This window comes from Ruegeria hyattellae (assembly GCF_041537925.1).
Taxonomy (GTDB): domain Bacteria; phylum Pseudomonadota; class Alphaproteobacteria; order Rhodobacterales; family Rhodobacteraceae; genus Ruegeria_C.
Genome location: NZ_JBGOSH010000003.1, coordinates 520587 through 543552 on the forward strand (window position 1 = coordinate 520587; position 22966 = coordinate 543552).

A 22966-nucleotide genomic window follows, 5' to 3' on the forward strand; every position below is an offset into this window, starting at 1 on the left:
GGCTTTTTTTGTTGATGCGGGCTATCAGGTCAGGGGCAAATCCTGCGCCATCCAAAAGGTGCGCCGATCACCTTCGACGGATTGATGCACGAAGCCCTGACTGCTCCAGAACGCAATGCCGCTCCGATTCCCAAAATTGGCGCCGAGGTGAACCGCCTCCACCCCCTGCGCCCGCGCAATGCCGAACCACTCCTGCAACAGGCGCGTCCCGACGCCATGGCCCTGACACCGGGGCAGCAGATTCATGTGGATATGCGCAGGATAGCAGTCTGTGATGGTTCGGGGAGCAAAGACAGGGTGGTGGACCGCCGCGATACGCCGCTCATCAGCGGTCCAGACCGTTTGACGGGTCGGATCTGGCACCGGGTAACGCCGCCGCAGCGCTGGCCACCAGTCGCGCTCCAGGATATCCGCAAAGCCGGTGGTGTCGGCCGTCCCCACACAATACCCTGCGACCGCGCCGTCCGCGATCACTGACAGGCAGAGATCGCGCGAATGGAGCAGGTAGGGCGCCGAATAGATATGACCCATCAGTTTGGGGTCATCATAAAGCGCGCTGGCATCCCGGCCCAGATCTCCGGTCAGCAGCGAGATACGGTAGTAGGCGTCAAGGTCCTGCGTTCTGGCGGGTCTGAATTCGATCACATCCGGCCTCCTCTAGCCATTTGGCACGCTACACCGCGGATTCGAACGAACAACCGAATTTCTCGCATAAACTTTGGTCCAATCGCCCCCGAAACCAACCGAAATCCAATCGCAATAGCGCAGGCCGGGGCACAGGTCGGCCTCACCCAACACGCAGCATGAAGGAGATGCGATATGGAAACGCTCAAGACACTGACACTGACTACCTTGCTTGCGGCAACGCCGGTCCTGGTCCTGGCGAATGTCAGCCTCGGCGACAAGCTGGGCACGGACGAGGCTGCAATCCGCTCCGCGATGGAGGCGCAGGGCTATGTGGTGGAAGAGATCGAGTTCGAGAATGGCGAGATCGAGGTTGAACTTGTGAAAGATGGCGTCGAAACTGAACTGGTCCTTTCAAAATCTGATGGCGTTGTCACCGCCATCGAGATCGAGGACGAAAACGACGATTGACGGCCTAGGACCAAGGGAGCCGGATGCGGATATCACAGACGTCTTTGCTATGGCTCCTTCTGGTGGTGCAGGGGTTCTGCGCCACCTTCTTTCTGGCCGATGCGGTGATGGATTGGACCGGCGGCGAAGCGCTTGGCTTCCGGCATCTGCACCGGTTCGAGATGCTGCTGGCGCTGGCGCTGATCGGCGGCTTGGCTGCAACGATCACCCTGATCCGGGCGCAGGGAGCGCGCGCGCGGCAAATGCGGCGGCAGATCGACGTTGCCAGCGGGGCCTTTGCCGAGGTGATCACCCGGCAATTCGACGAATGGCGATTGAGCGCGGCCGAACGCGATGTCGCGATGTTGTCGATCAAAGGGCTGTCGATGGCCGAAATCGCCACCCTGCGTCAGACAAAGGAAGGCACGATCAAGGCGCAAAGTGCGGCGGTCTACAAAAAGGCCGGGGTCAGCGGCCGGCTGCAATTGCTGAGCTACTTTGTCGAAGAACTCCTTTCTGATCCATTGCTGGATCGGTCGACAAGACAATAGCACTTCCGTCCGCCATCCAAGGGGAAGCCTCCGACAATCGAACCGATTTATCGCATCAAGCCGCGCGGCGAGTGCAGACCGATCACACAATTCCGCGATTGATTCGCTAAAACAGGCTGAGGAGTTGACCGCAAGCCCCGCCGTCGCAACACTTGTGGCATATCGACAGCAACCGACGAGTATCTAATGCTTTCCCGCCGTACATTTCTGGCCACCGCAGCGGCCACCGCCCTGCCGCAGATTACATTGGCCAAAGACCCCGCCGTGTTTGATCCCACCCCGCAAGAGGTGCGTATCAAGAAGGAATACTTGCCCGGCCAGTTGCTGGTGCTGCCGCGGTCCTTCTACCTCTATTACGTCACCGAGCCACGCAAGGCGATCCGCTATGGCTGCGGCGTCGGCAAGGCCGGGCTGGAATTCACCGGCACTGCCACTATCGACGTAAAGAAGGAATGGCCCACATGGCGACCCACGCCCGAGATGATCGAACGCGATCCGGTGGCTTACTCCAAATTCGTTGACAACGACTACATCCAGCCGGGCGGCACCGACAACCCGCTCGGCGCGCGCGCGCTCTACCTGTTCCAGAACGGCGTCGACACCTATTTCCGCATCCACGGTACCACCCAGCCGCAGACCATCGGTCATGCGGTTTCGAACGGCTGCATCCGGATGCTGAACGAGCATGTGGTCCACCTCTATGAGCGGGTGCCAGTCGGCACTGTGGTCACGGTGCTCTGATCCCCGCCCGGTCATATCCTGCCCGGGCCTGGCCGGCGCTGCTGCTCTGCGCCGGCTGCACCGTTGGACAGGTCCCGACAGACCCCGTGCGCCCCACTCCGGACGTGGTTGCGGCAGTCAAGATGCGCTTTGCCGGAATGCAAGCGCTATCCTTCGAAACCGATGTGGAATATTGTGGCTATCTGCTGCGGATGCCGGATGAAAGCCTCGGGTTTTCCCAGATGGTGCGCGGCGGGCATGACGGATGCACTCCGGAACTGCCTGAACCGGGATCGACGCTGCTGGCCTCGATGCACACCCATGGGTCCTACGACCCCGAAGTGCCCGCCGAGTTTCCCACCGTCATCGATATCGACAGCGACAAGCGCGAGCGGGTCAACGGTTTTGTCGCGACGCCGGGTGGGCGGCTCTGGTTCATCGACAGCCGCACCAGGCGGGTCACCCAGCTATGCGAGTTGAACTGCCTGCCGCAGGACCCATACTTTCAGCCCGGGGATGACGGAGTCATCGCGCAGAGCTACACGCGCGCGGAACTGGCCAATCTGGAGCGGGGCCTCTGAACCTTAGGCGCCCGACCAGTCGACATCATCGGCAACCTCGACCAGCAACATGCCGTCGGGCAAGGGCTGCATCAGGTCTCGCGCCGCGTTTTCCGACGCTCCAAGCCAGCGCCCGACATCGCCGGGCTGCAGGATCACACCCATCCGATGGTGGATCTCGCGCACATCCGCGTTGGGTGTGCAGGTCACCGCCGCCACCTGGTGCAGCGCCTGCCCACCCGGCGCGGTCCAGACATCGGCGATCCCGGCAAACAGCAGCAATCCGCCATCCCGTGCCGAGAGGCGCCAGGCGGTCTTGCGGCGGGTCTTGCCGGTCCATTCGTACCAGCCATCCACCGGGATCACGACGCGGCCCACACCTTCGAAGGCGGATTTATCAAAGACTGTCTCCGAGCGGGCATTGATGATCGTTTCCATCACCGGCCGCCCACGCGCATTGACCCGGCCCACCGGAATAATACCCCAACGCATCCGCTGCAGCCCGTTCACCGTCAGCACCCAGACCTCCTGCCCCGGCTGGATATTGCGCCGCGCGCCGTCTGCCGCGCTCGGGTCGGGCACGCCAAGCGCCCGCGCAACCCGCGCGACGGGGGTGGTCAGAAAGAAACGTCCGGGCATGCAAGGCTCCGGTGCCGAGGTCAGTTGTCTGGGCTCAATTGCCCCGATCTTCGGCCAGTTCCGCCAATTCCGCAACCTGCGGGCCAAGGACCGCCACGATCCGCGCCACACCTTCGGCATTGGGGTGGATGCCGTCGGGCTGCATGAAGGCACGGGCCTCAGCCGGGGTGTCCACGCCCAGCCCGGCAAAGAAATCCCTAGCGTAAAGCGTGTCGAACTGCGCCGAGAGATCGGGATAGATAGCATCGAAGGCCCGCTTGTAATCCGGCCCGAAATTGCCCGGCGCGTCCATCCCGACCAAAAGCACGGGGATACCTGCCCCGCGCGCGGCCTCAAGGATTACCGTCAGGTTCCCGCGCGCCTCTGCCGGGTCCAGCCCGCGCAGCAGATCGTTGCCGCCCAGCGCCACGATCATCGCATCCACCTCGGGTGTCAGCGCCCAGTCCACCCGCGCCGCACCGCCCGCGGTGGTGTCACCAGACACACCCGCATTTATCAGATCGGCCTCGACGCCCTGCGCGACAAGCCAACCCTGCAGCTGCGCGACAAAGCCCTGCTCGGGCACCAGCCCATAGCCCTGCGTCAGGCTGTCACCCAGCGCCACGATCTGCACCGGCTCTGCCGGGATCGCAAAAGCCCATAGACAAAAGAGACCACTCATCAGACCCTTGCGCATCGTGCCAACCACTCCATATCCATTTGAGGCCACCACAGGATCCAGCAATGACCGACCCCGTTCTACACCTAGAAGATGCGTGTTTGTCGCTGGATGGCAATGCGGGGAGGGTGGAAATTCTGCGCGGCATCACGCTGCGGGTTCCGCGCGGTGAAACGCTCAGCCTCGTGGGGCCGTCGGGATCGGGCAAATCCTCGCTGCTAATGCTGCTGGGAGGGCTGGAGAGCGCGACATCCGGCAAGGTCACCGCGCTGGGTCAGGACCTGAGCGCGCTGGATGAGGATGCGCTGGCTCGGTTCCGCCGCGACCGGATGGGCGTGGTGTTCCAGAGTTTTCATCTGATCCCGACCATGACCGCGCTGGAAAACGTGGCAACGCCGCTGGAACTGGCCGGGGCGAAAGACGCCCTGCCCCGCGCGCGCGCGGAACTGGAGGCGGTGGGGCTGTCCCACCGGCTGGATCACTACCCGGCGCAGCTTTCGGGGGGTGAACAGCAGCGTGTGGCGCTGGCCCGCGCCTCGGCCCCGCGCCCGGCGATCCTGCTGGCGGATGAACCGACCGGCAATCTGGACGAGGCCAACGGGGCGGCGATCATGGAGCTGCTTTTTGACCTGCGCGACCGGCATGGCGCAACGCTGGTGCTGGTCACCCACAGCCATTCGTTGGCGGAACGCTGCGACAGGGTGGTCCGGTTGCGCGATGGCCGCATTGTCGCGGACGCCGCCCGCGAGGCGGCGGAATGAGCCTTGCGGTCGCCACCCGTATCGCACGGCGCGAACTGCGCGGCGGCGTCCGGGGGTTTCGCATCTTTCTGGCCTGCCTCGCGCTTGGGGTGGCCGCCATCGCCGCGGTCGGCACGGTCCGCTCGGGCATTGATGCCGGACTGGCCCGCGAAGGGGCCGCGCTGCTGGGTGGCGACGCCGAGATGGAATTCACCTATCGCTTCGCCACAGCGGACGAGCGCGCTTGGATGGACGCCACTGCCGGGGCCGTGTCCGAGGTGGTCGATTTCCGCTCGATGGCCGTAGTGGATGGCGTGGAACCCACCCGCGCGCTGACGCAGGTCAAGGCAGTGGACCGTGCCTATCCGCTGGTCGGCGCGGTGCGGCTGGAGCCGGACATGCCGCTCGACACCGCTCTTGGGGGTCAAGACGGCATCCCCGGCGCCGTGATGGAGCGGGTGCTGATCGACCGGCTGGGGCTTGCCATGGGCGAGCGCTTCCGGCTGGGCACGCAAGAGTTCATCCTGAGCGCGGCCATCGCGCATGAACCCGACGGTGCGGCGGACGGGTTCCGGCTGGGCCCACGCACTTTGCTGCGCACAGGCAGCCTTGCGGCCTCGGGCCTGCTGGCGTCGGGCACGCTCTATTCGACCAAATACCGGCTGGATCTGCCCGAGGGAGTCGATCTTGCAAAATTGGCCTCGGTCGCCCGAGACCGCTTCGAGACCACCGGCATGCGCTGGACCGATGCCCGCAACGGCGCGCCGGGGATTGCCGAATTTGTCGACCGTCTGAGCGCGTTTCTGATCCTTGTGGGCCTGTCGGGGCTGGCGGTGGGCGGCATCGGTGTGTCAGCCGCCGTGCGTGCCTATCTGGGTGACAAGACCGCCACGATCGCCACGTTGCGCACGCTGGGGGCGGATCGCGCGACGGTGTTTCAGGTCTATTTCATCCAGATCGGGGTGCTGTCGGTGCTGGGCATCGGGATCGGCCTTGTGATCGGCGCGGGTGCGCCGCTGGCATTCGGCCCGCTGATCCAGTCCCGTCTGCCGATCCCGGCAGACTTCACGATCTACCCGACCCCGCTCGCCGAGGCCGCCGTTTACGGGATGCTCACCGCGCTGATCTTCACGCTCTGGCCGCTGGCGCGCACCGAAGAGATTCGCCCCGCGACCCTGTTCCGCGACGCCATAACCGGGCTGCACGGCCTGCCGCGCGCGCGATACATCCTCGCCACGCTGGCGGGACTGGCGGCGCTGGTCTGGCTGGCGGCGTGGTTCAGCGGCTCGGCCCGGCTGGCGCTGTGGACCGCCGGGGGGCTCTCTGGTGCGTTGCTGGCGCTCACAATTGCTGCCGTCCTCATCCGCCGTACCGCCCGCGCCGCCAAACCGCGCGCGCAGGGTCGCCCGGCGCTGCGTTGGGCGCTGGCCGCGATCTCGGGCAATGGCGAGGGCGCAGGGGCGGTGGTGCTGTCGCTGGGGCTTGGCCTGTCTGTGTTGGCAACAGTGGGCCAGATTGATGGCAACCTGCGCCGGGCAATCTCCAGCAACCTGCCCGATATCGCGCCAAGCTATTTCTTCGTCGATATCCAGAAGGACCAGATGGAGGGCTTCAACCAGCGGCTGGCCGACGACCCCGCCGTCGGCCGCGTCGAAAGCGCCCCGATGTTGCGCGGCATCATCACCCGGATTAACGGCAAACCCGCACGCGAGATTGCCGGCGAACACTGGGTGCTGCAGGGCGACCGGGGTGTCACCTATTCCGCCGCGCGGCCAGAGGACGCGAAACTGACCGCGGGCGAATGGTGGCCCACCAATTATGACGGGCCGCCGCTGGTGAGTTTTGCCGCCGAAGAGGCCGCCGAGATGGGGCTGAGCCTGGGCGACATGTTGACCGTCAACATCCTTGGCCGCGACATCACCGCGGAAGTGACCTCGTTCCGTGAGGTCGATTTCTCGACCGCCGGAATGGGGTTCATCCTGTCGATGAACCCTGCCGCCCTCGAGGCCGCGCCGCACAGTTTCATCGCAACCGTCTATGCTGAACCGCAGGCCGAGGCGGCGATCCTGCGTGATCTGGCAGGGCAATTTCCCAACATCACCGCGATCCGGGTGCGCGACGCGATCGACCGGGTGACCGAGGTGCTGTCAGGGCTGGCGGCGGCCACCGCGCTGGGGGCGTCGGCGGCGCTGGTAACCGGGTTTCTGGTGCTGATCGGCGCGGCGGCGGCGGCGGTCACGGCGCGCACCTATGAAGCGGCGCTGCTCAAGACGCTGGGGGCCACGCGTCGGCGCATCCTGCTCAGCTTTGCGCTGCGCTCGGCGCTTCTGGGCGCGGCGGCGGGGATCGTGGCGCTGGCAGCGGGCATCGCCGGAGGCTGGGCGGTCAGCCACTACATCCTCGAGACCGGGTTCAGCGTAATCTGGCCCTCGGCCCTGACCATCGTCACAGGCGGAATTCTTGCAACGCTTCTGGCCGGGCTCTGCTTTGCATGGGGTCCTTTGTCGGCCCGCCCTGCCCGGATTCTGCGCGCCCGCGAGTAGCGTTGCGCCCGCAGCTGACCGGTTGCAACAGGCGCAATAGGTCGGTGTTGCCGCAAACCAGCCCATCCAGCGTGATCTCGTCCAGCGAGGCATAGAACACTTCGGCCGCCTTCTGCAGCGCGATGCGCAATCGGCAGGCCCGGGTCAACGGGCAGGAATTGTCGGCATCGGCGAAACATTCGGCGATTGGCAGGTCACCCTCGATCTGGCGAAACACCTCGCCGATGCGAAGCTCTTCCGGCGGGACCGCCAGTGCCAACCCGCCCTTGCGGCCGCGCATCGTGTGCACGATCCCAAGCTGGGCAAGCTGGTTGATCACATGGGCCAGATGGTTTTCCGAGATGTTGCAGGCCGCCGCCACCTCAGATTTGGTAACCAGCCGGTCGCGATGCGCAGTGCAATACATCAGCAATCGGATTGCGATATTCGTCCTTTTGGTGATGCGCATCGGAAATCCTCGCAAGAAAGTGATGCACCTATATTGCACAGACGGGAAAATACCGGTTTGACATACATCAATCGCATCATTGCACCCGGGACCATCGATGGCAGACCCTTATTTCTTTGGCTACGGCAGCCTGGTGAACACCGCCACCCATGATTTCCCCGATCCCCAGAGAGCAACATTGCGCGGCTGGCGGCGGGCATGGCGACATACCGGCCTGCGCCCGGTGGCTTTTTTGACCGCGATCCCCGACCCCGCTGCCGAGATCGACGGCATGATCGCCCATGTGCCCGGCGACGACTGGCAGGCGCTGGACCAACGCGAATGGGCCTATGACCGGATCGCCGCCACCGATGCGATCTCGCACAAGTTGACCCACGAGGTCGAGATCGCGGTCTATGCCGTGCCCGAACATCGTCACGCGCCCGCAAGCGCCGCGCATCCCATCGTGCTGAGCTATCTGGACGTGGTGTTTCAGGGCTATCTGCGGGTCTATGGCCCCGAGGGGGTCGACCGGTTCATCGCCACCACTGATGGCTGGACTGGCCCGGTGCTGAACGACCGCGCGGCGCCTCGCTATCCCCGCCACCAAATGCTCAGCCCTGAAGAGATTCGTTTTGTCGATGACCGGCTGGCGCGGATCGGCGTGACCCAGGTCGACCGGCTCTGAACGGGGCAACTGGCCGGGCCAGGACCCGCTGGGCGCGTGCGACCCTGCAAGCAATGGAAAATTTCACGCGCAGCCAGTACCATCAAGACAGAACCGATTGATGACATGGGCGCGTGTCCGGGTCCTTTCGTTGATCGAAACCCCTTCAGAGAGGAGTTCGATATGTTTCCCAACAAACTGATGACGCTCTGCTGCGCGGCTGCTTTGATCGCCCACGGCCCCGCCGCAATGGCTGCGGATGTGGTGATAGGTGTGCCAAACTGGCCCTCCGTTCAGGCCACCGCGCATATCCTGAAGGTCGCTGTCGAGGACAGACTCGATCTGGAAGTGGACCTGCAGGACGGCTCGAACACCGCTGTGTTCGAAGGGATGGATGCCGGCACGATCCATGTCCATCCCGAGGCCTGGCTGCCCAATCTCGACCACCTCAAGAGGCAATATGTCGATGGCAAGAAATCGATCAAACTGTCGCCCCTTGCGGCCAAGGGCACGCAGGCGATGTGCGTCACAAAAGGCACCGCCGACAGAACCGGGATCACCGACATCAAGCAGTTGCGGGACCCGGAAATGGCCAAGAACTTCGACAGTGATGGCAATGGCAAAGGCGAGGTCTGGATCGGTGCAGAGGGCTGGGGATCAACTCCGATCGAACAGATCCGCGCCCGGTCCTACGGCTATGACAAGACCATGACCCTGCAGGTGATGGAGGAAAGTGCGGCGCTGGCGGATGTCGAGGCTGCGATCAAGGCGGACAAGAACATCGTCTTTTTCTGCTACACACCGCATCACATGTTTGTCCTGCATGATCTGATTGTCCTGAAAGAGCCCACTTTTGACGCGCGCCAGTGGGTGATAGTACCCCCCTCGCCCACGCCAGGTTGGCTGGAGAAATCGACAGCGGGCGTCGCCTGGGATACCGCGTCGCTCAATATCGGCTATGCGACCTTGCTTGAGACCGAACAGCCCGAAGTTGCGGCGATGCTGGGCAATGTCTCGCTGGACACCGATACGCTGTCTGCAATGACCTATGCGCTGACGGTCGAAAACCAGGACCCGGCGGAATTCGCCAAGACCTGGGTAGAAGAGAACGCAGACACAGTGGATGGCTGGTTCCAGTAACCTGGTCCGCCGACGCTATTTGGATCCGAAGGGCCGGCGGGCGCTGGCCACCATGAAACCCGGCCCCGGCACCCATGCGTCCGGGTTACGGATGATATCCAGCGCGTCCTTCAACATCGCCTCGGAAATGAAACCGCCCCCGATCAGTTTCGGGGCCAAGGTCGCCAGCGTCAGCGACCATGTTTCCGCCTCCGCCGCCCCGGCAGTGTCTCCTGCAGGGTTCAGCATGGGCTCGATATGCCTCGCATCGATCTCGCTGAAGCCAAGCTGCGACAGCTGCCTTGGCAGGGCGCTGCCGAACTGCAAATCCCAGCCCTGTGCCGCCGCAAAGTCGAGATAGGCCGTCCAGAACATCGCCCAGAACCGGCTGGGGCCTGCGGCGATGCGCCCGAAATCCATCTCGGTCACTACCAGCGCGCCGCCGGGTTTGAGCGCGCGCAGGATTTGGGCGAGCGCGTTGGTCCGGGTCGGCAGAAAACACAGGACCGCGCGGCAATGGATCAGGTCATAGATTCCCTTACCAAGGTCATTCTCGCGCAGGTCGATGCGCACGAGGGTCAGATTGCCCAGGTTGTTTTCACGCACCGCAGACAGGTCGAGATCGCTGGCGGTGACACTTGCGTGGGGAAGGTTCTCGGCCAGCCGGATCGCCACACTGCCACGCCCGGTGCCAATATCGAGGCAGGTCGCATCTGCGGGCAGATTGAGCCGGTCGATCACCGCGAAGGTATCAGGGTCATGCGCGCGCGCCATGCGATCAAGTCGCTCAGCCTCAGTAGGCAGATCGTGCGGTAATAGGTCTTCGTACACGGGGCTATGGCCTCCGGCATCGGGACGGGTCCCGGAGCTTAGGACCGGGCCCGCCTGCGGGTCAAGAACACCGCACCCGGAGGGCGCACCGCCTTAGCCGCGCGCGCGGATCACCTTCAGCAGGGGCAGCAGCGTGGCCATTTCCGGCCCGCGCTCCATGCCAGTCAGTGCTTTGCGCAGAGGCATGAACAGACCCTTGCCCTTGCGGCCCGTCGCCTCTTTCACTGCTGCGGTCCAATGACCCCAGCTCTCGGGTCCCAGTGGCCCCTCGGGCAGCAGGGTCATGGCCTGCGCGATGAAACCCGTGTCATCGTCGTCGATCAGCGGCTCGGCCCCGTCGCGGCAGAGCGTCCACCAACCCGCCAGATCATCCAGCGTGGTGATGTTCTCGCGTGCCATCAGCCAGAACGGCTCGGCGATATCCAGAGGCACGCCCAGACCGGCGATAGTGTCAGCCACTGCTGACAGCGGCAGCGACTGCAGATAGCGCGCGGTCAGCGGAAAAAGGTCCTGCACGTCGAACTTGGTGGGGGCCGCGCCAAAGCGGGTGATGTCGAACCCTTCGACCAGTTCATCCATGTCGCTGCGCAGTTCCACCGGATCCGAAGACCCCAGCCGCGCCATCAGGCTCAGCAGCGCCATCGGCTGCACACCGGCCTCGCGCAGGTCGCGCAGAGCAAGCGTGCCAAGGCGCTTGGACAGCGCTTCGCCCTGCGGGCCGGTCAACAGCGAGTGATGCGCGAAACGCGGGCAGGTGCCGCCCAGCGCCTCGATGATCTGAATCTGGGTGGCGGTATTGGTCACGTGATCGGACCCGCGCACCACATCCGTGACGCCCATTTCGGTATCATCCACCACCGAGGCAATCGTATAGAGCACCTGGCCATCGCCCCGGATCAGCACTGGGTCGGAAACCGACGCCGCATCAATCGAGATGTCGCCCAGAATACCGTCGGTCCAGTTGATACGCGCCTGTTCCAGCTTGAAGCGCCACACACCAGTGCCGCGCTCGGCGCGGAGCGCCGCTTTCTCGTCGTCGCTCAGGTCCAGCGCCGCGCGGTCATAGACCGGCGGTTTGCCCATGTTGAGCTGCTTCTTGCGTTTGAGGTCCAGTTCCGTGGGCGTTTCGAATGCTTCGTAGAACCGCCCCATCTCGCGCAGTCGGTCGGCGGCCTCGGCATAGCGGTCCAGCCGCTCGGACTGACGCTCGACCCGGTCCCAGTGCAGGCCCAGCCAGTCCATGTCCTGTTTGATCGCGTCGACATATTCTTCCTTCGACCGCTCGGGGTCAGTGTCGTCGATCCGCAGGATGAAGGTGCCCCCCGCCTTGCGGGCTATCAGGTAGTTCATCAGCGCGGTGCGCAGGTTACCCACATGGATAAAGCCGGTGGGCGAAGGGGCGAAACGGGTGGTGGTCATGGGTGTCTCCTGTTGGCGCGTCTGTTGTCACAGCGGCTTCGCTTTGTCCAGCAACGCGGCACGATCGGGGATTCGGTTTAGAAAGATCGTCAAGGGAACAAGCATTAAGCGTTGCTTACCCGCAGCTTTCGTTTATCACGATTGCCCAGAACGACAAGAAGCAGGCATATGCATCACAATCCCCAGGATTTTCGGCAAAACCCCGGACCGGTACATGCACGTGATTGGATCAAGGTCCTATCGAAGTATCGCGAACCGGACGGACAGCGCAGCGCGTTCGAGCTTGCCGTCACATTGGGTCCTTTCATCGTGCTTTGGGCGCTGGCGTGGTACGCGCTGTCGATCAGCCTCTGGCTGACGCTTGCGATCTCGCTATGCAATGCGGGTTTTCTGCTGCGCCTGTTTGCCATCCAGCACGATTGCGGACACAGCGCCTTTTTCGGCAACCGCACCGTCGGAGACTGGTTGGGCCGCGTGATCGGGATTCTGACCCTGACGCCCTACGATGTCTGGCGGCGATCGCATGCCATCCATCACAGTGCCTCGGGCAATCTGGGGCGGCGGGGCATGGGCGATATCCACACGCTGACAGTTGCCGAATATCGCGCCCTGACGCCACTTAAGCGCCTGATGTACCGAGTTTATCGCCATCCCATCACCTTGTTCGGTCTCGGCCCCGGATACCTGTTTTTTTTGCAGAACCGACTGCCCTTGGGGTTCACCAACAAGGCTAAATACTGGATCAGCGCGATGTGCACGAATGCGGGCATCCTGGCCGCGCTGTCACTGATTTACTATTTCGGAGGCGCGCTGCCGATCCTGCTGATTTTCCTGCCCACAACGCTTCTTGCCGCGACAGCGGGTGTCTGGCTGTTTTATGTCCAGCACCAGTTTGAAACCACCCATTGGGCCAACGAGGCAGACTGGGACCTGCATGACGCCGCCCTGCATGGTAGTTCGCATTACGTGCTGCCCTCGGTGCTACAATGGGTGAGCGCCAATATCGGCATTCACCATGTTCACCACCTCTATAGCCGTATCCCGTTCTATCGCCTGCCCGAAGTTCTGCGTGATCACGCGGTGCTGGCGCAAAGCAATCGGATGACGATTCGGGAAAGCCTGTCGAATGCGCGCCTGCATCTGTGGGATGAAAACGCCAAGAAACTGCTGTCCTTCTCGCAGGCGCGCAAAGCGCAGTGACGTCTATTCGCTGCGAGAACCTGTCAGGCGCTCAGGTCGGCTGCACCGGCCAATGGGTGTTCAGATCGCGTAGCCCGGCGCGGACCAGCTCCTCCAGCACGTCGAGATCTATGTCGGCCAGCTTGTTCACATAAAGGCACGATCGCCCGGTCTTGTGCTTGCCAAGCCTCGACAGGATGGGGCCGAAATCGGCATAGCCCGGCATGATATAGATCGAATGTGCTGCCTTGCGCGGTGAGAACCCGGTGGCCAGAAATTCGCCCTCGCGCCCGGTGGCGTAGCGATAATGGTAGCGGCCATACCCCACAATGGACGGGCCCCACATCACCGGTTCATACCCGGTCGCCTTGCGAAACAGCGTATCCAACATCCGGGCATCAGCGGCTTTCGAGGCGGGCGCCACCGCATCCAGGAACCCACCTACATCGGCGCCGGTCGGGACTGTTTTGTTCTGCGTCATGGGTTAAGATTTTATCATTCTCTGCCGCAATCACATAGATGCGATGAAACAAGGCTGGGAAGTCTGCCCGCGCGACCTATCTCGCGAAGAAAGCGACCCACAGGAGGAAGACCATGACACTCAAACTCACCCGCCGTGCAGCACTTGCATCCGCCGCCGCCCTTCCCGCCGCAGCCCTTGCCACCCCGTCGTTTGCCGGGGGCCATGGCGGTAACGCCGCAGGCCCGGTGGCGCGCACCTTCAAGCTGGGCGACATGACGGTCACGACGCTGCTTGACGGCACCACCCCGGTGGATGGCGCAAAAGATATCTTTGGTGGCGGCGCCTCGGACAAAGATTTTCAAAAGGTGTCCGAAGACAACTTCATCTCAGCCGACGGCGCGCAGTTCTTCTTTACCCCGACGCTAGTCGATGCGGGCGAAGAGCTGGTCCTCTTCGATACCGGGCTGGGCAAGGGCGGCATCATCACCGCACTGGCGGCGGCAGGCGTGGCCCCCGACGCCATCGATGTGGTGGTGATAACCCATATGCACCCCGACCATATCGGCGGCATGATGACTGATGGCACACCGACCTTTGCCAATGCCCGCTATGTGACCGGATCAACCGAGTATGATTTCTGGGCCAAGGCCGATGAGGGCAACCGGGTCGGCGATATGGTCAAGGCCAATGTCACGCCGATGGCCGAGAAGATGAGCTTTATCGAGGATGGCGGCAGCATTGCCGCGGGCATCACCGCCAAAGCGGCCTTTGGCCATACGCCCGGTCACATGGTCTATCTGCTGGATAGTGGGGGGCAGCAATTGGTGCTGACCGCCGATTTGGCCAACCACTATGTCTGGTCCTTCGCCCATCCCGAATGGGAGGTGCGGTTCGACATGGACAAGGCCGCCGCCACACAGGCGCGCCGCGATGTTCTGGGCATGCTGGCTGCCGACCGAGTGCCGATGATCGGCTATCACATGCCCTTCCCCGCCGCAGGCTTTGTGGAACAGCGCGGCGACGGATTCCGTTTCGTGCCGGTCAGCTATCAGATGCTGTGAAGCACAGGGCCGGGCCGCTCAGCGCCGGAACCCATATTCGGTCACGAAACACCGGGGCGACATTGCACTGAAGAGATCGCGCAACCTGTCGATCTCTTCGGCTGGTCCATGCAATTCGACCCCGGTGATCTGCACTAGCGCCTGCGTACTCTCAAAAATGTGGCTGCCCAGTTGCATATGCCGCTGCACCGCCTCAGCGCTGTCATAATCCTCACGCGAGACCGCGGTGCCGTCGGAGCAAAAGCCATAGGCGGTAGCCAGATGGCCCGGCTCTTTGTCGTGCAGCGCCACCATGGCGGCGCAGTTTTCGCGGAAGGCGGCAGCGTTTTCGGACGAAATCGAGAAATAGCCGATCACGGTGACGATATGCGGTGCGGACATCTGGAACTCCTCAAATCGGGGGCTGGGAAATGCCGACAGTCTAGCGTGACGCACGCGCTCGGACCACCGCGCGCCCGGCTCACCGCGCCTTAACTGGTCGCGAGTCATCTTTGGCCGGTCGCGACATGGCCCGGCCTGACATACCGGACCACCAGGAAACCGGCCCCTTCTGGCACAAGGGGCGCCTTTAAGCGTTTTCGGGCGCGGGGAACAATGCCCCGTTCAACTTTCCGGATTGGCGGCGCCGCCATTTCCTTTGGCCTATACACCGGGTCAGGCAAAACTACTGTCAAAACGGCAGGGCAAGCGCCCGTGCCGTGCGATGTGCTGTGCAAATGACGGGAAATCCGCCGCTTTCGCGTCGGGTGTGCAATAAACCTTGCAATCCAAACCGTTCGCCCTCATGTAATGCGCGCTACGTTATTCTTTTTCGACCCACTGTCTCCTTCTCAGGGCGTTCAGTCTATCGATCCAGACCGACTACGCCAGGTTGCCGCACTGACGCGGGCAACAGACCAAAACAGGAGACCACGGATATGGCTAATGGCACCGTGAAATGGTTCAACACCACCAAAGGCTTCGGCTTTATCGCACCGGAAACCGGTGGCAAGGACGTTTTCGTCCACATCAGCGCTGTCGAGCGCGCAGGCCTGACCGGCCTGGCCGACAACCAGAAAGTGACCTATGACGTCGAAGCTGGCCGTGACGGCCGCGAAAGCGCGACGAACATCCAACTCGCCTGAATCGGCTGAGTAAGACCTCAGGATGGGTGGCAACACCCATCCTACACATCCGCGACAACCTCTCCCTTCATTTCTCCGGTCATGCGTGAAAAGTCTTCGGACTGTACTTTGTTGCGTACAGCGGCAATGGCAGTTTCGGCAGCATCGCGGGTGGCGGCGTCGGGCCATTCGGTTATGGCGGCGCTGGTGCGCTCGCTGGTGCGCACCACGGTCACGCGGGAAGCGCCCAGATTGCGCAGCGCGGGCAGGCGCGTTTCGGTTATCTTCTTCATCGTCTGGTCATAATCGACACCGTCGGCATTCTCCCAGGTTGTGATGGTCACATAGGTCATCTTGTCCTCCCCTTGGTTGTTGTGACGCCCCTATCTTAGCAGATTCCCGCGATTTTGTCCGCCACGCACCCCGGCGTATTTGCTAGGCACCGACCCGCCCCGCGGGATGCGATCGACCGCAACACTTGCCCGATAGCCCGCCGGATGGCATATCTGGGGCGCTACGTTATTCTATCGATCACTGTCTCCGACCACCGGCGTTCAGTCTCTCGATCCAGACAACGACGCCGGGCTGCCGCACCCCGCGGGCAGCAATAATCTGAAGGAGACCACGGATATGCCCAAAGGCACCGTGAAATGGTTCAACACCACCAAAGGCTTCGGCTTCATCGCGCCCGACGATGGCGGCAATGACGTGTTCGTGCATATCTCGGCCGTCGAACGCGCCGGCCTGACCGGCCTGGCCGACAACCAGAAAGTGAATTACGAGCTGCGCGCCGGTCGCGATGGCCGCGAAAGCGCCGACGACATCACGCTGGCCTGAGATCGCGAAGACCGGGCAGATCCTCCTGCCCGGTCATCCCCTGTCTTTGGCATTGCCGGGGGGCTGTGAATATTTTCACAGACCGCAGCGGCGCTGAGGGTTTAGCTCAAACAGGACGCCCTGAAACCGGAGACCCGCCGAATGGCCCTCAAACCGCAAGATGTCGAAAAGATCGCCGAGCCGCTCAAGGGCAAGAAAGCCCGGCTGAAGAAATGTGATGCCCTGCCAAAGGACACCAAGGAACTGAAACTGCCCGCAGGCGTCAAGAAAGGCGTCGAAGAGGTGTTCAAAAAGGCAAAGCTGAACAAGGTTCGCCTGCATGTGGGCGGAAATTGCAAAGAGGTCTGCAAGAAGGTCAAGGCCAAGGCTTTTACCGACGGGTTCAAGATCTTTCTGGCCAAGCCGGGCGACGCCAAGAACGAAAAGCTGCTGGCCCATGAGCTGATCCATGTGATCCAGCAGGGCAACGGCAAATGGCCGAAACCGAAACCGGGCAAGGTTCTGATCTCGAAGTAAGGGTCAGCCTTCGACGGGGCGGGGGCGGCCATCGCTGTCGATCGCCACGAAGGTGAACACCGCCTCGGTCACTTTCTGCCGGGACCCTACCCGATCCCTCAGCACCCAGGCTTCGAGCCCGATCGCCATCGAGGTCCGCCCGATCCGTTGCAGATGGCTGTAGACGCAAAGAACGTCGCCCACTTGCACTGGCCGGATAAATTTCATCGCGTCGATTGCCACCGTTGCGACCCGGCCCTTTGCACGTGTGCCGGCGGTGATTCCCGCCGCCATGTCCATCTGACTGAGCACCCAGCCGCCGAATATGTCGCCATTACCGTTCACATCCTTGGGCATCGCCAAGGTGCGCAGGGTCAGCTCGCCCGTTGGTGTGTCGTCATCCATTTTCTACTCCGGGCTGTTGCGGGCTGGCTTGGGCTTCACCCCGATAGCAGTTTCTGCCCGCGGGGTCGACCGGTGCCAGGAAGTCGCCTCAGCGTTCGTAGAGAATGGGAAACCAGTCTTCGCGCAGGTGCTCGCCCGGCTGCATCCCGTGCCCCGGAAAAGGCGGCGAGGTGCGGCCCGGACGTTCGACATAGCGCGCATCGTCACCCACCAGCCGCAGCGAAAACGCCCGCCGCCTGCTGGCGCTGGTATTGCCGCGCGCGCCATGCAGGGTGCGGAAGTTGAAGGCGACGGCATCACCCGGAGCCATCTCGAATTCGGCAACCTCCATACCCTCGGCATCGGGGTCGGGCACCGGCATGTACTGGCCTTCGTCGGGGAAAAACCCCTCCTGCGCCACCCAGCGGGTCGGCAGCACCTCTTTTTCCCAGCGATGCGAGCCTATCACGCAGCGCAGCGTCGCCTCGCGGACCGGGTCGAGTGGCGCCCAGAAGCTAACCGTCTGCTGCCCCTGAACAAAATAATACGGCCCGTCCTGATGCCAAGGCGTTGCCATCGAGGTGCCGGGTTCCTTGACCAACACATGGTCGTGAAACATCTGAACCCGATCCGAGCCCATCAGATCTGCGGCCACGGCGGCCGCGGGCGCGGCCTCGATCACCTGCCGGAACGGCTCGATACGGGTCCAGTTGCAGTAATCGTCAAAGAACCGCCCGGTCTCGCCCGCCTTCTTGTTTTCCGAGGCATAGGGGCCGGGCGCGTCCATATTGGCCGCAACACCCGCGCGCAATTGATCGACATAGCCGTCGAACAGCCCACGGATCACCACCACGCCATCGCGCTGGTAGGAGTCGATCATCTCTTGAGTAACCAGAGGGCGGGTCATGGCAGTCTCCTTCTTTGTCGCGCGCGTCAATTCTGTGCATGTCCAGGCACCCTGTTCAAATCATATCTTTCAAAGCTAGTATTAACTTCATGTTATATATCTCGCTCCGCCAGTATGAATATATCAGCGCCATCGGTTGGCATGGCAGCTTGTCGGCGGCGGCGCATCAATTGAATGTCTCGCAACCGGCCCTGTCCAATGCGCTGACGCGGGTTGAGGCGCATCTGGGATATCCCCTGTTCACCCGCAAGCGGGGATCGGCCATGGCGCTCACGCCGCAGGGGCGCAGGTTCATCGAAGACGCCGATCAGTTACTGAGCAACGCCGCCCGGCTGGAAGGGTCGAATACACCCGGCCCCGGTGCGACCCGGATGCGGTTGGGGTGTTTCGTCGATCTGGCCCCGTTCCTGCTGGCACCGGCCCTGCACCGGCTGCGCGACGACATACCGGATGTCTCGGTGTCCTATGGTGTCGATGGGTTCGAGGCGATGATTGCCGGTATGACCGATGGGCAGATCGATCTGGCGATCACCTATGACCTGGGAATGGATTCGGGCTTTACCCGGCACAAGCTGTTCGACAGCAGCCCGCGCGCCATCCTGTCACCGCAGCACCCGCTGGCGAGGGCCCGACATGTTACGCTGGCCGATCTGCAGGACCATCCTCTGATCCTGTCGCGCGAAGGGCTGTCCGCGCAGCACATTCTAGGGTTGTTCCGGCGAAACGGTCTGACGCCAAGCGTCGCGCACCGGGCTGCCTCGCTGGAGCTGCAGCGCAGCTTTGCAGCGCATGGCGAAGGGATCTGCATCAGCTATGCAAGCCCATCCCATGACGTCAGCTATGATCACATGCCGCTGGTCAGCCTGCCAATCCCCGATCCCGAAGCAACCGAGGCAGTGGTTCTGGCGCGCCACGGCACCGGCCCGGCCGATCCGTCCGTCGCTGTCGCCGAACGCGCCTTGATTGCCTGCCTTGGAAACGCGTAGTTACTGCTTTTTGCGCAGCCTGATCACCACATCGACCGAGGCGATCTCAGCCCCTAAGGGCGCATCGGGCAGCCGCTGGATCACCAGTTCTTCGGAAGGCGCGTCCGACAGGCGGCTTTCGTCTTCCCAGTAGAAATGCGGATGGTCATGGGTGTTGGTATCGAAATAGCTTTTCGACCCGTCCACTGTGATCTCCTGCAGCACACCGGCCTCGCAGAAGGCGCGCAGCGTGTTGTAGACCGTGGCCAGCGACACCGCAGAGCCCGAAACCTTTGAGGATTCGAACAGGCTTTCGGCGGTGACATGGCGGTGATTTCCGTCGCCCACCAGCAATTCGGCGAGCGCCACGCGCTGCCGTGTGGGCCGCAACCCGGCCCCGACCAGCCAGTCGGTGGCTATCTTTTGGCTATCTGGCGTCATGATCGCTTACCTGAACGTCGTCGTTATAGTATATAGGGCGGAGCGGGGCAAAAGTTCAAATGAAATTCATTCGCAAGACCTTGCGGGCCCGAATTGTGCCGTTGCGCTCCTCTTGCAGGAGGGCGCGCGCCGGTGTTAGACGGGTCCAGATAAAACGCATGTGACCATTTGCAGGAGACGCCGCGGCATGGCCCAATACCCGAGCAGCTTTGACAAAGACGAACTGCTGAAATGCGCCCGCGGCGAATTGTTCGGCCCCGGCAATGCGCAATTGCCCGAGCCGCCGATGCTGATGATGGACCGGATCACCGAAGTGTCCGCCGATGGCGGCGAGTTCGGCAAGGGCCATGTTGTGGCCGAATTCGACATCAAACCCGACCTGTGGTTCTTCACCTGCCATTTCCCCGGCAACCCGATCATGCCGGGTTGCCTGGGCCTTGACGGCTTGTGGCAGCTGACCGGCTTCAATCTGGGCTGGCGCGGCATGATCGGCAAGGGCATGGCGATGGGCGTGGGCGAGGTCAAGCTTAAGGGCATGGTCAAACCCGACCGCAAGATGCTGACCTATTATGTCGACTTCACGCGGGTCATCGACCGCAAGCTCAAGCTGGGTGTGGCCAATGGCCGCGTGCTGGCGGATGGAGAAGAGATTTATCTCGTGAAAGACATGAAAGTGGGCTTGGCCACCGAAAGCTAACCCACGCCAGTTTTCAAGGAGAACGCTCATGCGTCGCGTCGTCGTCACCGGTCTGGGGATCGTCTCATCGATCGGCAATAATGTTGACGAGGTCCTGGCCTCGCTCAAGGAAGGGCGATCAGGCATTACCGCCAGCGCTGAAATGACCGAACACGGGTTCCGCAGTCAGATCGCGGGCGCGCTGGATATCGACGTCAAGGAACATGTCGATAAACGGGCGCTGCGCTTTATGGGTCCCGGTGCGGCTTATGCCCATATCGCCATGGGTCAGGCCATCGCCGATGCCGGGCTCGACGAAAGCGATGTCGTGAACCCGCGCACCGGTCTGGTCGCCGGGTCGGGCGGGCCATCGACCAGCGCCATGCTGACCGCGCATCAGACCGTGCTAAAAACCGGTGCCACCAAGCGGATCGGACCCTTTGCGGTGCCGAAATGCATGTGCTCGACCATCAGCGCCAACCTGAGCACCGCCTACAAGATCAAGGGCATCAACTATTCGATCACCTCGGCCTGCTCGACCTCGCTACATTGCATCGGCAACGCCGCCGAGCAAATCATGCTGGGCAAACAGGATGTGATGTTCGCAGGGGGTGGCGAGGAGTTGGACTGGACGCTGTCCTGCCTTTTCGACGCCATGGGCGCTATGTCGTCAAAATACAATGACACGCCCGACAAGGCCTCGCGCGCATTCGACGCCAATCGCGACGGGTTCGTGATCTCGGGCGGCGGCGGCATCGTCGTGCTGGAAGAGCTGGAGCACGCCAAGGCGCGCGGTGCCAAGATCTATGCCGAGGTCACCGGTTATGCTGCCACCTCGGATGGTCATGACATGGTGGCCCCTTCGGGCGAAGGCGGCGAACGGGCGATGGCACTGGCGCTGGCGACGCTGCCCGAGGGTCGCGAGGTGGGTTATATCAACGCTCATGGCACCTCGACCCCCGTCGGCGACGTGGGCGAGGTCGAAGCGGTGCGCCGCGTCTTTGCCGACCGCAAGCAGCCTCCGATCAGCTCAACCAAGTCGCTCACCGGCCACGCGCAGGGCGCCGCTGGCGCGCTTGAGGCGATCTTCTCGCTGCTGATGCTGGAGCATGATTTCATCGCCGGTTCGATCAATGTCGAGACGCTGGATCCGGAATTGAAGCCTGAGGAAATCGCCACCCAGACCGTGCTGGATGCCGGGCTGGACAGCGTGATGACAAACAGCTTTGGCTTTGGCGGAACCAACGGGTCGATGATCCTGTCGAAATACAACGGGTAACAGAACATGTCGCAAGTACTGCAGGGAAAACGGGGCCTCGTCATGGGCGTGGCCAATGACCGGTCCATCGCTTGGGGCATCTCGAAGGCGATGCACGAGGCGGGCGCCGAGCTGGCCTTTACCTATCAGGGCGAAGCCTTTGGTAAGCGGCTGGAGCCTCTGGCGCAGAGCGTCGGGTCGGATTTCATGGTCGATGTGGATGTGACCGACGATGCCTCGCTGGATGCCGCGTTTGAGCAACTGTCGGCACGCTGGCCAACGATCGACTTTCTGATCCATGCCATCGCCTATTCGGACAAGTCCGAACTGACTGGCCGGTTCCTGGACACCACGCGGGCGAACTTCAAGAACTCGATGGACATCTCGGCCTATTCGCTGATCGAAGTGTCGCGCCGGGCCTATCCGATGATGAAGGACAATGGCGGCACCATCCTGACGCTGACTTATCAGGGCTCGAACCGGGTTGTGCCCAATTACAACGTGATGGGTGTGGCCAAGGCGGCACTGGAATCGGCGACGCGCTATCTGGCCAATGACCTCGGCCCTGACGGAATCCGCGTCAACGCCATCTCGCCTGGCCCGATGAAAACACTGGCCGGTGCGGCCATCGGCGGCGCGCGCAAGACTCTAAAGTTCTGCGACCAGAACGCACCGATGCGCAGTAATGCAACGCTTGAAGCAGTGGGCGGCACGGCCGTCTACCTGACCTCGAATGCCGGGGCCTGCACCTCGGGCGAGATCATCCGCGTCGATGGCGGGTTCCATGTTCTGGGCATGCCGCAGCCGGAAGCGATGTAGCGATCGTTTCCACTGAATCAACAAAGAGACAAAAACCACGGCATCGTCATTGCGATGCCGTTTTTTTGTCGCAAGTGTGAATCACCCTGATGTCATGACCGCACTCGATTTCACAAAACCCGCGCCCTCACACGCGCCCTCGCTGCTCAGCCGACTGCTGCGCAACATCCGCCTTGCCATTGTTGGCGCCGGCGGGGCGGTGGCCCTGATCCTCGTCATCTCTGCGGTGCAGTCCGATACCTCGCAAATCGGGCAGTATCCGGCCTCGATCCAACCGAAGGAGGGTGGCGAGCACGCCTCGCGGCTGGCCGTGGTGATCGACATGACAGGTGGTTTCCTTGGTTATGGCGGCGGCCCCGACTGAGGGCAAGCCGCGATTTCCCCACCACTCAAGACGCATCTTTCACCCGTTGAAATCCTATGCCAGTGT

At 62.6% G+C, this 22966-nt stretch carries 29 protein-coding genes and 1 pseudogene; 18 read left to right on the plus strand and 12 right to left on the minus strand.

Annotated features, from left to right (window positions below):
• Nucleotides 1–24 precede the first annotated feature (24 nt).
• Nucleotides 25–645: a GNAT family N-acetyltransferase gene (locus AB1E33_RS10015; RefSeq protein ID WP_372577120.1), complete on the minus strand. Its 621-nt coding sequence runs from the start codon at nucleotides 643–645 to the stop codon at nucleotides 25–27.
• Between the two features lie 174 nt (nucleotides 646–819).
• On the opposite strand from AB1E33_RS10015, the gene AB1E33_RS10020 reads away from it, so the two are divergent.
• The 4 genes from AB1E33_RS10020 (at nucleotide 820) to AB1E33_RS10035 (ending at nucleotide 2926) form a co-directional block, all read left to right on the plus strand.
• The gene (locus tag AB1E33_RS10020) at nucleotides 820–1095 is read left to right on the plus strand and encodes a PepSY domain-containing protein (RefSeq protein ID WP_372577121.1); all 276 of its coding nucleotides are present in this window, start codon (nucleotides 820–822) and stop codon (nucleotides 1093–1095) included.
• 23 nt (nucleotides 1096–1118) lie between these two features.
• The gene (locus tag AB1E33_RS10025) at nucleotides 1119–1625 is read left to right on the plus strand and encodes a helix-turn-helix transcriptional regulator (protein WP_372577122.1); all 507 of its coding nucleotides are present in this window, start codon (nucleotides 1119–1121) and stop codon (nucleotides 1623–1625) included.
• A 186-nt stretch (nucleotides 1626–1811) separates the two neighbouring features.
• Nucleotides 1812–2366 carry a L,D-transpeptidase gene (locus tag AB1E33_RS10030; RefSeq protein WP_372577123.1) on the plus strand — a complete coding sequence of 185 codons (555 nt, stop codon included), beginning with the start codon at nucleotides 1812–1814 and terminating at the stop codon, nucleotides 2364–2366.
• Between the two features lie 86 nt (nucleotides 2367–2452).
• Nucleotides 2453–2926 carry a DUF4329 domain-containing protein gene (locus AB1E33_RS10035; protein WP_372577124.1) on the plus strand — a complete coding sequence of 158 codons (474 nt, stop codon included), beginning with the start codon at nucleotides 2453–2455 and terminating at the stop codon, nucleotides 2924–2926.
• A 3-nt stretch (nucleotides 2927–2929) separates the two neighbouring features.
• Here AB1E33_RS10035 and AB1E33_RS10040 read toward each other — a convergent pair whose 3' ends face one another.
• Together AB1E33_RS10040 and AB1E33_RS10045 are read right to left on the minus strand one after the other, a co-directional pair.
• The gene (locus AB1E33_RS10040) at nucleotides 2930–3544 is read right to left on the minus strand and encodes an SOS response-associated peptidase (RefSeq protein WP_372577125.1); all 615 of its coding nucleotides are present in this window, start codon (nucleotides 3542–3544) and stop codon (nucleotides 2930–2932) included.
• A 34-nt stretch (nucleotides 3545–3578) separates the two neighbouring features.
• On the minus strand, nucleotides 3579–4205 hold the full coding sequence (locus AB1E33_RS10045; protein WP_372577126.1) for an arylesterase: 627 nt from the start codon (nucleotides 4203–4205) through the stop codon (nucleotides 3579–3581).
• Nucleotides 4206–4267: 62 nt separating this feature from the next.
• On the opposite strand from AB1E33_RS10045, the gene AB1E33_RS10050 reads away from it, so the two are divergent.
• Nucleotides 4268–4963 (plus strand): ABC transporter ATP-binding protein, encoded by a 696-nt coding sequence (locus AB1E33_RS10050; protein WP_372577127.1) that lies wholly within the window; start codon nucleotides 4268–4270, stop codon nucleotides 4961–4963.
• Nucleotides 4960–7485 (plus strand): ABC transporter permease, encoded by a 2526-nt coding sequence (locus tag AB1E33_RS10055; RefSeq protein ID WP_372577128.1) that lies wholly within the window; start codon nucleotides 4960–4962, stop codon nucleotides 7483–7485. The genes AB1E33_RS10050 and AB1E33_RS10055 overlap by 4 nt, the downstream gene beginning before the upstream one ends.
• Before the next feature lie 4 nt (nucleotides 7486–7489).
• On the opposite strand, the pseudogene AB1E33_RS10060 reads toward AB1E33_RS10055, so the two are convergent.
• Nucleotides 7490–7933: pseudogene (locus AB1E33_RS10060) on the minus strand (RrF2 family transcriptional regulator); the annotation flags it as partial.
• Nucleotides 7934–8030: 97 nt separating this feature from the next.
• On the opposite strand from AB1E33_RS10060, the gene AB1E33_RS10065 reads away from it, so the two are divergent.
• Together AB1E33_RS10065 and AB1E33_RS10070 are read left to right on the plus strand one after the other, a co-directional pair.
• Nucleotides 8031–8600 carry a gamma-glutamylcyclotransferase family protein gene (locus AB1E33_RS10065; RefSeq protein WP_372577129.1) on the plus strand — a complete coding sequence of 190 codons (570 nt, stop codon included), beginning with the start codon at nucleotides 8031–8033 and terminating at the stop codon, nucleotides 8598–8600.
• Nucleotides 8601–8762: 162 nt separating this feature from the next.
• Complete coding sequence (locus AB1E33_RS10070) at nucleotides 8763–9719, plus strand: ABC transporter substrate-binding protein (protein WP_372577130.1); 957 nt, start codon at nucleotides 8763–8765, stop codon at nucleotides 9717–9719.
• A 15-nt stretch (nucleotides 9720–9734) separates the two neighbouring features.
• Here AB1E33_RS10070 and AB1E33_RS10075 read toward each other — a convergent pair whose 3' ends face one another.
• Entirely contained in the window at nucleotides 9735–10529 is a 795-nt protein-coding gene (locus tag AB1E33_RS10075; RefSeq protein WP_372577131.1) for a class I SAM-dependent methyltransferase, read from the minus strand.
• 93 nt (nucleotides 10530–10622) lie between these two features.
• Nucleotides 10623–11948, minus strand: coding sequence for a glutamate--tRNA ligase (gene gltX, locus AB1E33_RS10080; RefSeq protein ID WP_372577132.1), 1326 nt, complete (start codon nucleotides 11946–11948; stop codon nucleotides 10623–10625).
• Between the two features lie 168 nt (nucleotides 11949–12116).
• Here gltX and AB1E33_RS10085 point away from each other — a divergent pair, with 168 nt between their 5' ends.
• Nucleotides 12117–13148 (plus strand): fatty acid desaturase, encoded by a 1032-nt coding sequence (locus tag AB1E33_RS10085; RefSeq protein WP_372577133.1) that lies wholly within the window; start codon nucleotides 12117–12119, stop codon nucleotides 13146–13148.
• A gap of 31 nt (nucleotides 13149–13179) precedes the next feature.
• Here AB1E33_RS10085 and AB1E33_RS10090 read toward each other — a convergent pair whose 3' ends face one another.
• Nucleotides 13180–13608: a DUF1801 domain-containing protein gene (locus AB1E33_RS10090; RefSeq protein ID WP_372577134.1), complete on the minus strand. Its 429-nt coding sequence runs from the start codon at nucleotides 13606–13608 to the stop codon at nucleotides 13180–13182.
• Nucleotides 13609–13721: 113 nt separating this feature from the next.
• On the opposite strand from AB1E33_RS10090, the gene AB1E33_RS10095 reads away from it, so the two are divergent.
• Nucleotides 13722–14651, plus strand: coding sequence for an MBL fold metallo-hydrolase (locus AB1E33_RS10095; protein ID WP_372577135.1), 930 nt, complete (start codon nucleotides 13722–13724; stop codon nucleotides 14649–14651).
• 18 nt (nucleotides 14652–14669) lie between these two features.
• Here AB1E33_RS10095 and AB1E33_RS10100 read toward each other — a convergent pair whose 3' ends face one another.
• Nucleotides 14670–15032 (minus strand): antibiotic biosynthesis monooxygenase, encoded by a 363-nt coding sequence (locus AB1E33_RS10100; RefSeq protein ID WP_372577136.1) that lies wholly within the window; start codon nucleotides 15030–15032, stop codon nucleotides 14670–14672.
• 536 nt (nucleotides 15033–15568) lie between these two features.
• Between AB1E33_RS10100 and AB1E33_RS10105 the strand changes: the two genes are divergently transcribed.
• A complete protein-coding gene (locus AB1E33_RS10105; RefSeq protein ID WP_249712767.1) occupies nucleotides 15569–15775 on the plus strand; it encodes a cold-shock protein in 207 nt (68 codons plus the stop codon).
• 41 nt (nucleotides 15776–15816) lie between these two features.
• Here the strand turns inward: AB1E33_RS10105 and AB1E33_RS10110 are convergent, their stop codons facing one another.
• Nucleotides 15817–16107, minus strand: coding sequence for a hypothetical protein (locus AB1E33_RS10110; RefSeq protein WP_372577137.1), 291 nt, complete (start codon nucleotides 16105–16107; stop codon nucleotides 15817–15819).
• Between the two features lie 277 nt (nucleotides 16108–16384).
• Between AB1E33_RS10110 and AB1E33_RS10115 the strand changes: the two genes are divergently transcribed.
• Complete coding sequence (locus AB1E33_RS10115; protein ID WP_249712771.1) at nucleotides 16385–16591, plus strand: cold-shock protein; 207 nt, start codon at nucleotides 16385–16387, stop codon at nucleotides 16589–16591.
• A 141-nt stretch (nucleotides 16592–16732) separates the two neighbouring features.
• Complete coding sequence (locus tag AB1E33_RS10120) at nucleotides 16733–17107, plus strand: eCIS core domain-containing protein (RefSeq protein ID WP_372577138.1); 375 nt, start codon at nucleotides 16733–16735, stop codon at nucleotides 17105–17107.
• A 3-nt stretch (nucleotides 17108–17110) separates the two neighbouring features.
• Here the strand turns inward: AB1E33_RS10120 and AB1E33_RS10125 are convergent, their stop codons facing one another.
• Both AB1E33_RS10125 and AB1E33_RS10130 read right to left on the minus strand, forming a co-directional pair.
• Nucleotides 17111–17491 carry an acyl-CoA thioesterase gene (locus tag AB1E33_RS10125; protein ID WP_372577139.1) on the minus strand — a complete coding sequence of 127 codons (381 nt, stop codon included), beginning with the start codon at nucleotides 17489–17491 and terminating at the stop codon, nucleotides 17111–17113.
• Between the two features lie 88 nt (nucleotides 17492–17579).
• On the minus strand, nucleotides 17580–18377 hold the full coding sequence (locus AB1E33_RS10130) for a phytanoyl-CoA dioxygenase family protein (protein ID WP_372577140.1): 798 nt from the start codon (nucleotides 18375–18377) through the stop codon (nucleotides 17580–17582).
• A gap of 89 nt (nucleotides 18378–18466) precedes the next feature.
• Here AB1E33_RS10130 and AB1E33_RS10135 point away from each other — a divergent pair, with 89 nt between their 5' ends.
• Complete coding sequence (locus AB1E33_RS10135) at nucleotides 18467–19363, plus strand: LysR family transcriptional regulator (protein WP_372577141.1); 897 nt, start codon at nucleotides 18467–18469, stop codon at nucleotides 19361–19363.
• Here the strand turns inward: AB1E33_RS10135 and irrA are convergent, their stop codons facing one another.
• Nucleotides 19364–19783 (minus strand): iron response transcriptional regulator IrrA, encoded by a 420-nt coding sequence (irrA, locus tag AB1E33_RS10140; protein WP_249712782.1) that lies wholly within the window; start codon nucleotides 19781–19783, stop codon nucleotides 19364–19366.
• 187 nt (nucleotides 19784–19970) lie between these two features.
• Here irrA and fabA point away from each other — a divergent pair, with 187 nt between their 5' ends.
• The 4 genes from fabA (at nucleotide 19971) to AB1E33_RS10160 (ending at nucleotide 22900) form a co-directional block, all read left to right on the plus strand.
• Nucleotides 19971–20480, plus strand: a complete 510-nt coding sequence (fabA, locus tag AB1E33_RS10145; RefSeq protein WP_372577142.1) for a bifunctional 3-hydroxydecanoyl-ACP dehydratase/trans-2-decenoyl-ACP isomerase — start codon at nucleotides 19971–19973, stop codon at nucleotides 20478–20480.
• Between the two features lie 28 nt (nucleotides 20481–20508).
• Entirely contained in the window at nucleotides 20509–21738 is a 1230-nt protein-coding gene (gene fabB, locus AB1E33_RS10150) for a beta-ketoacyl-ACP synthase I (RefSeq protein WP_372577143.1), read from the plus strand.
• Nucleotides 21739–21744: 6 nt separating this feature from the next.
• Nucleotides 21745–22536 (plus strand): enoyl-ACP reductase FabI, encoded by a 792-nt coding sequence (locus tag AB1E33_RS10155; protein ID WP_372577144.1) that lies wholly within the window; start codon nucleotides 21745–21747, stop codon nucleotides 22534–22536.
• A 94-nt stretch (nucleotides 22537–22630) separates the two neighbouring features.
• Complete coding sequence (locus AB1E33_RS10160; protein WP_372577145.1) at nucleotides 22631–22900, plus strand: hypothetical protein; 270 nt, start codon at nucleotides 22631–22633, stop codon at nucleotides 22898–22900.
• Nucleotides 22901–22966: the final 66 nt, after the last annotated feature.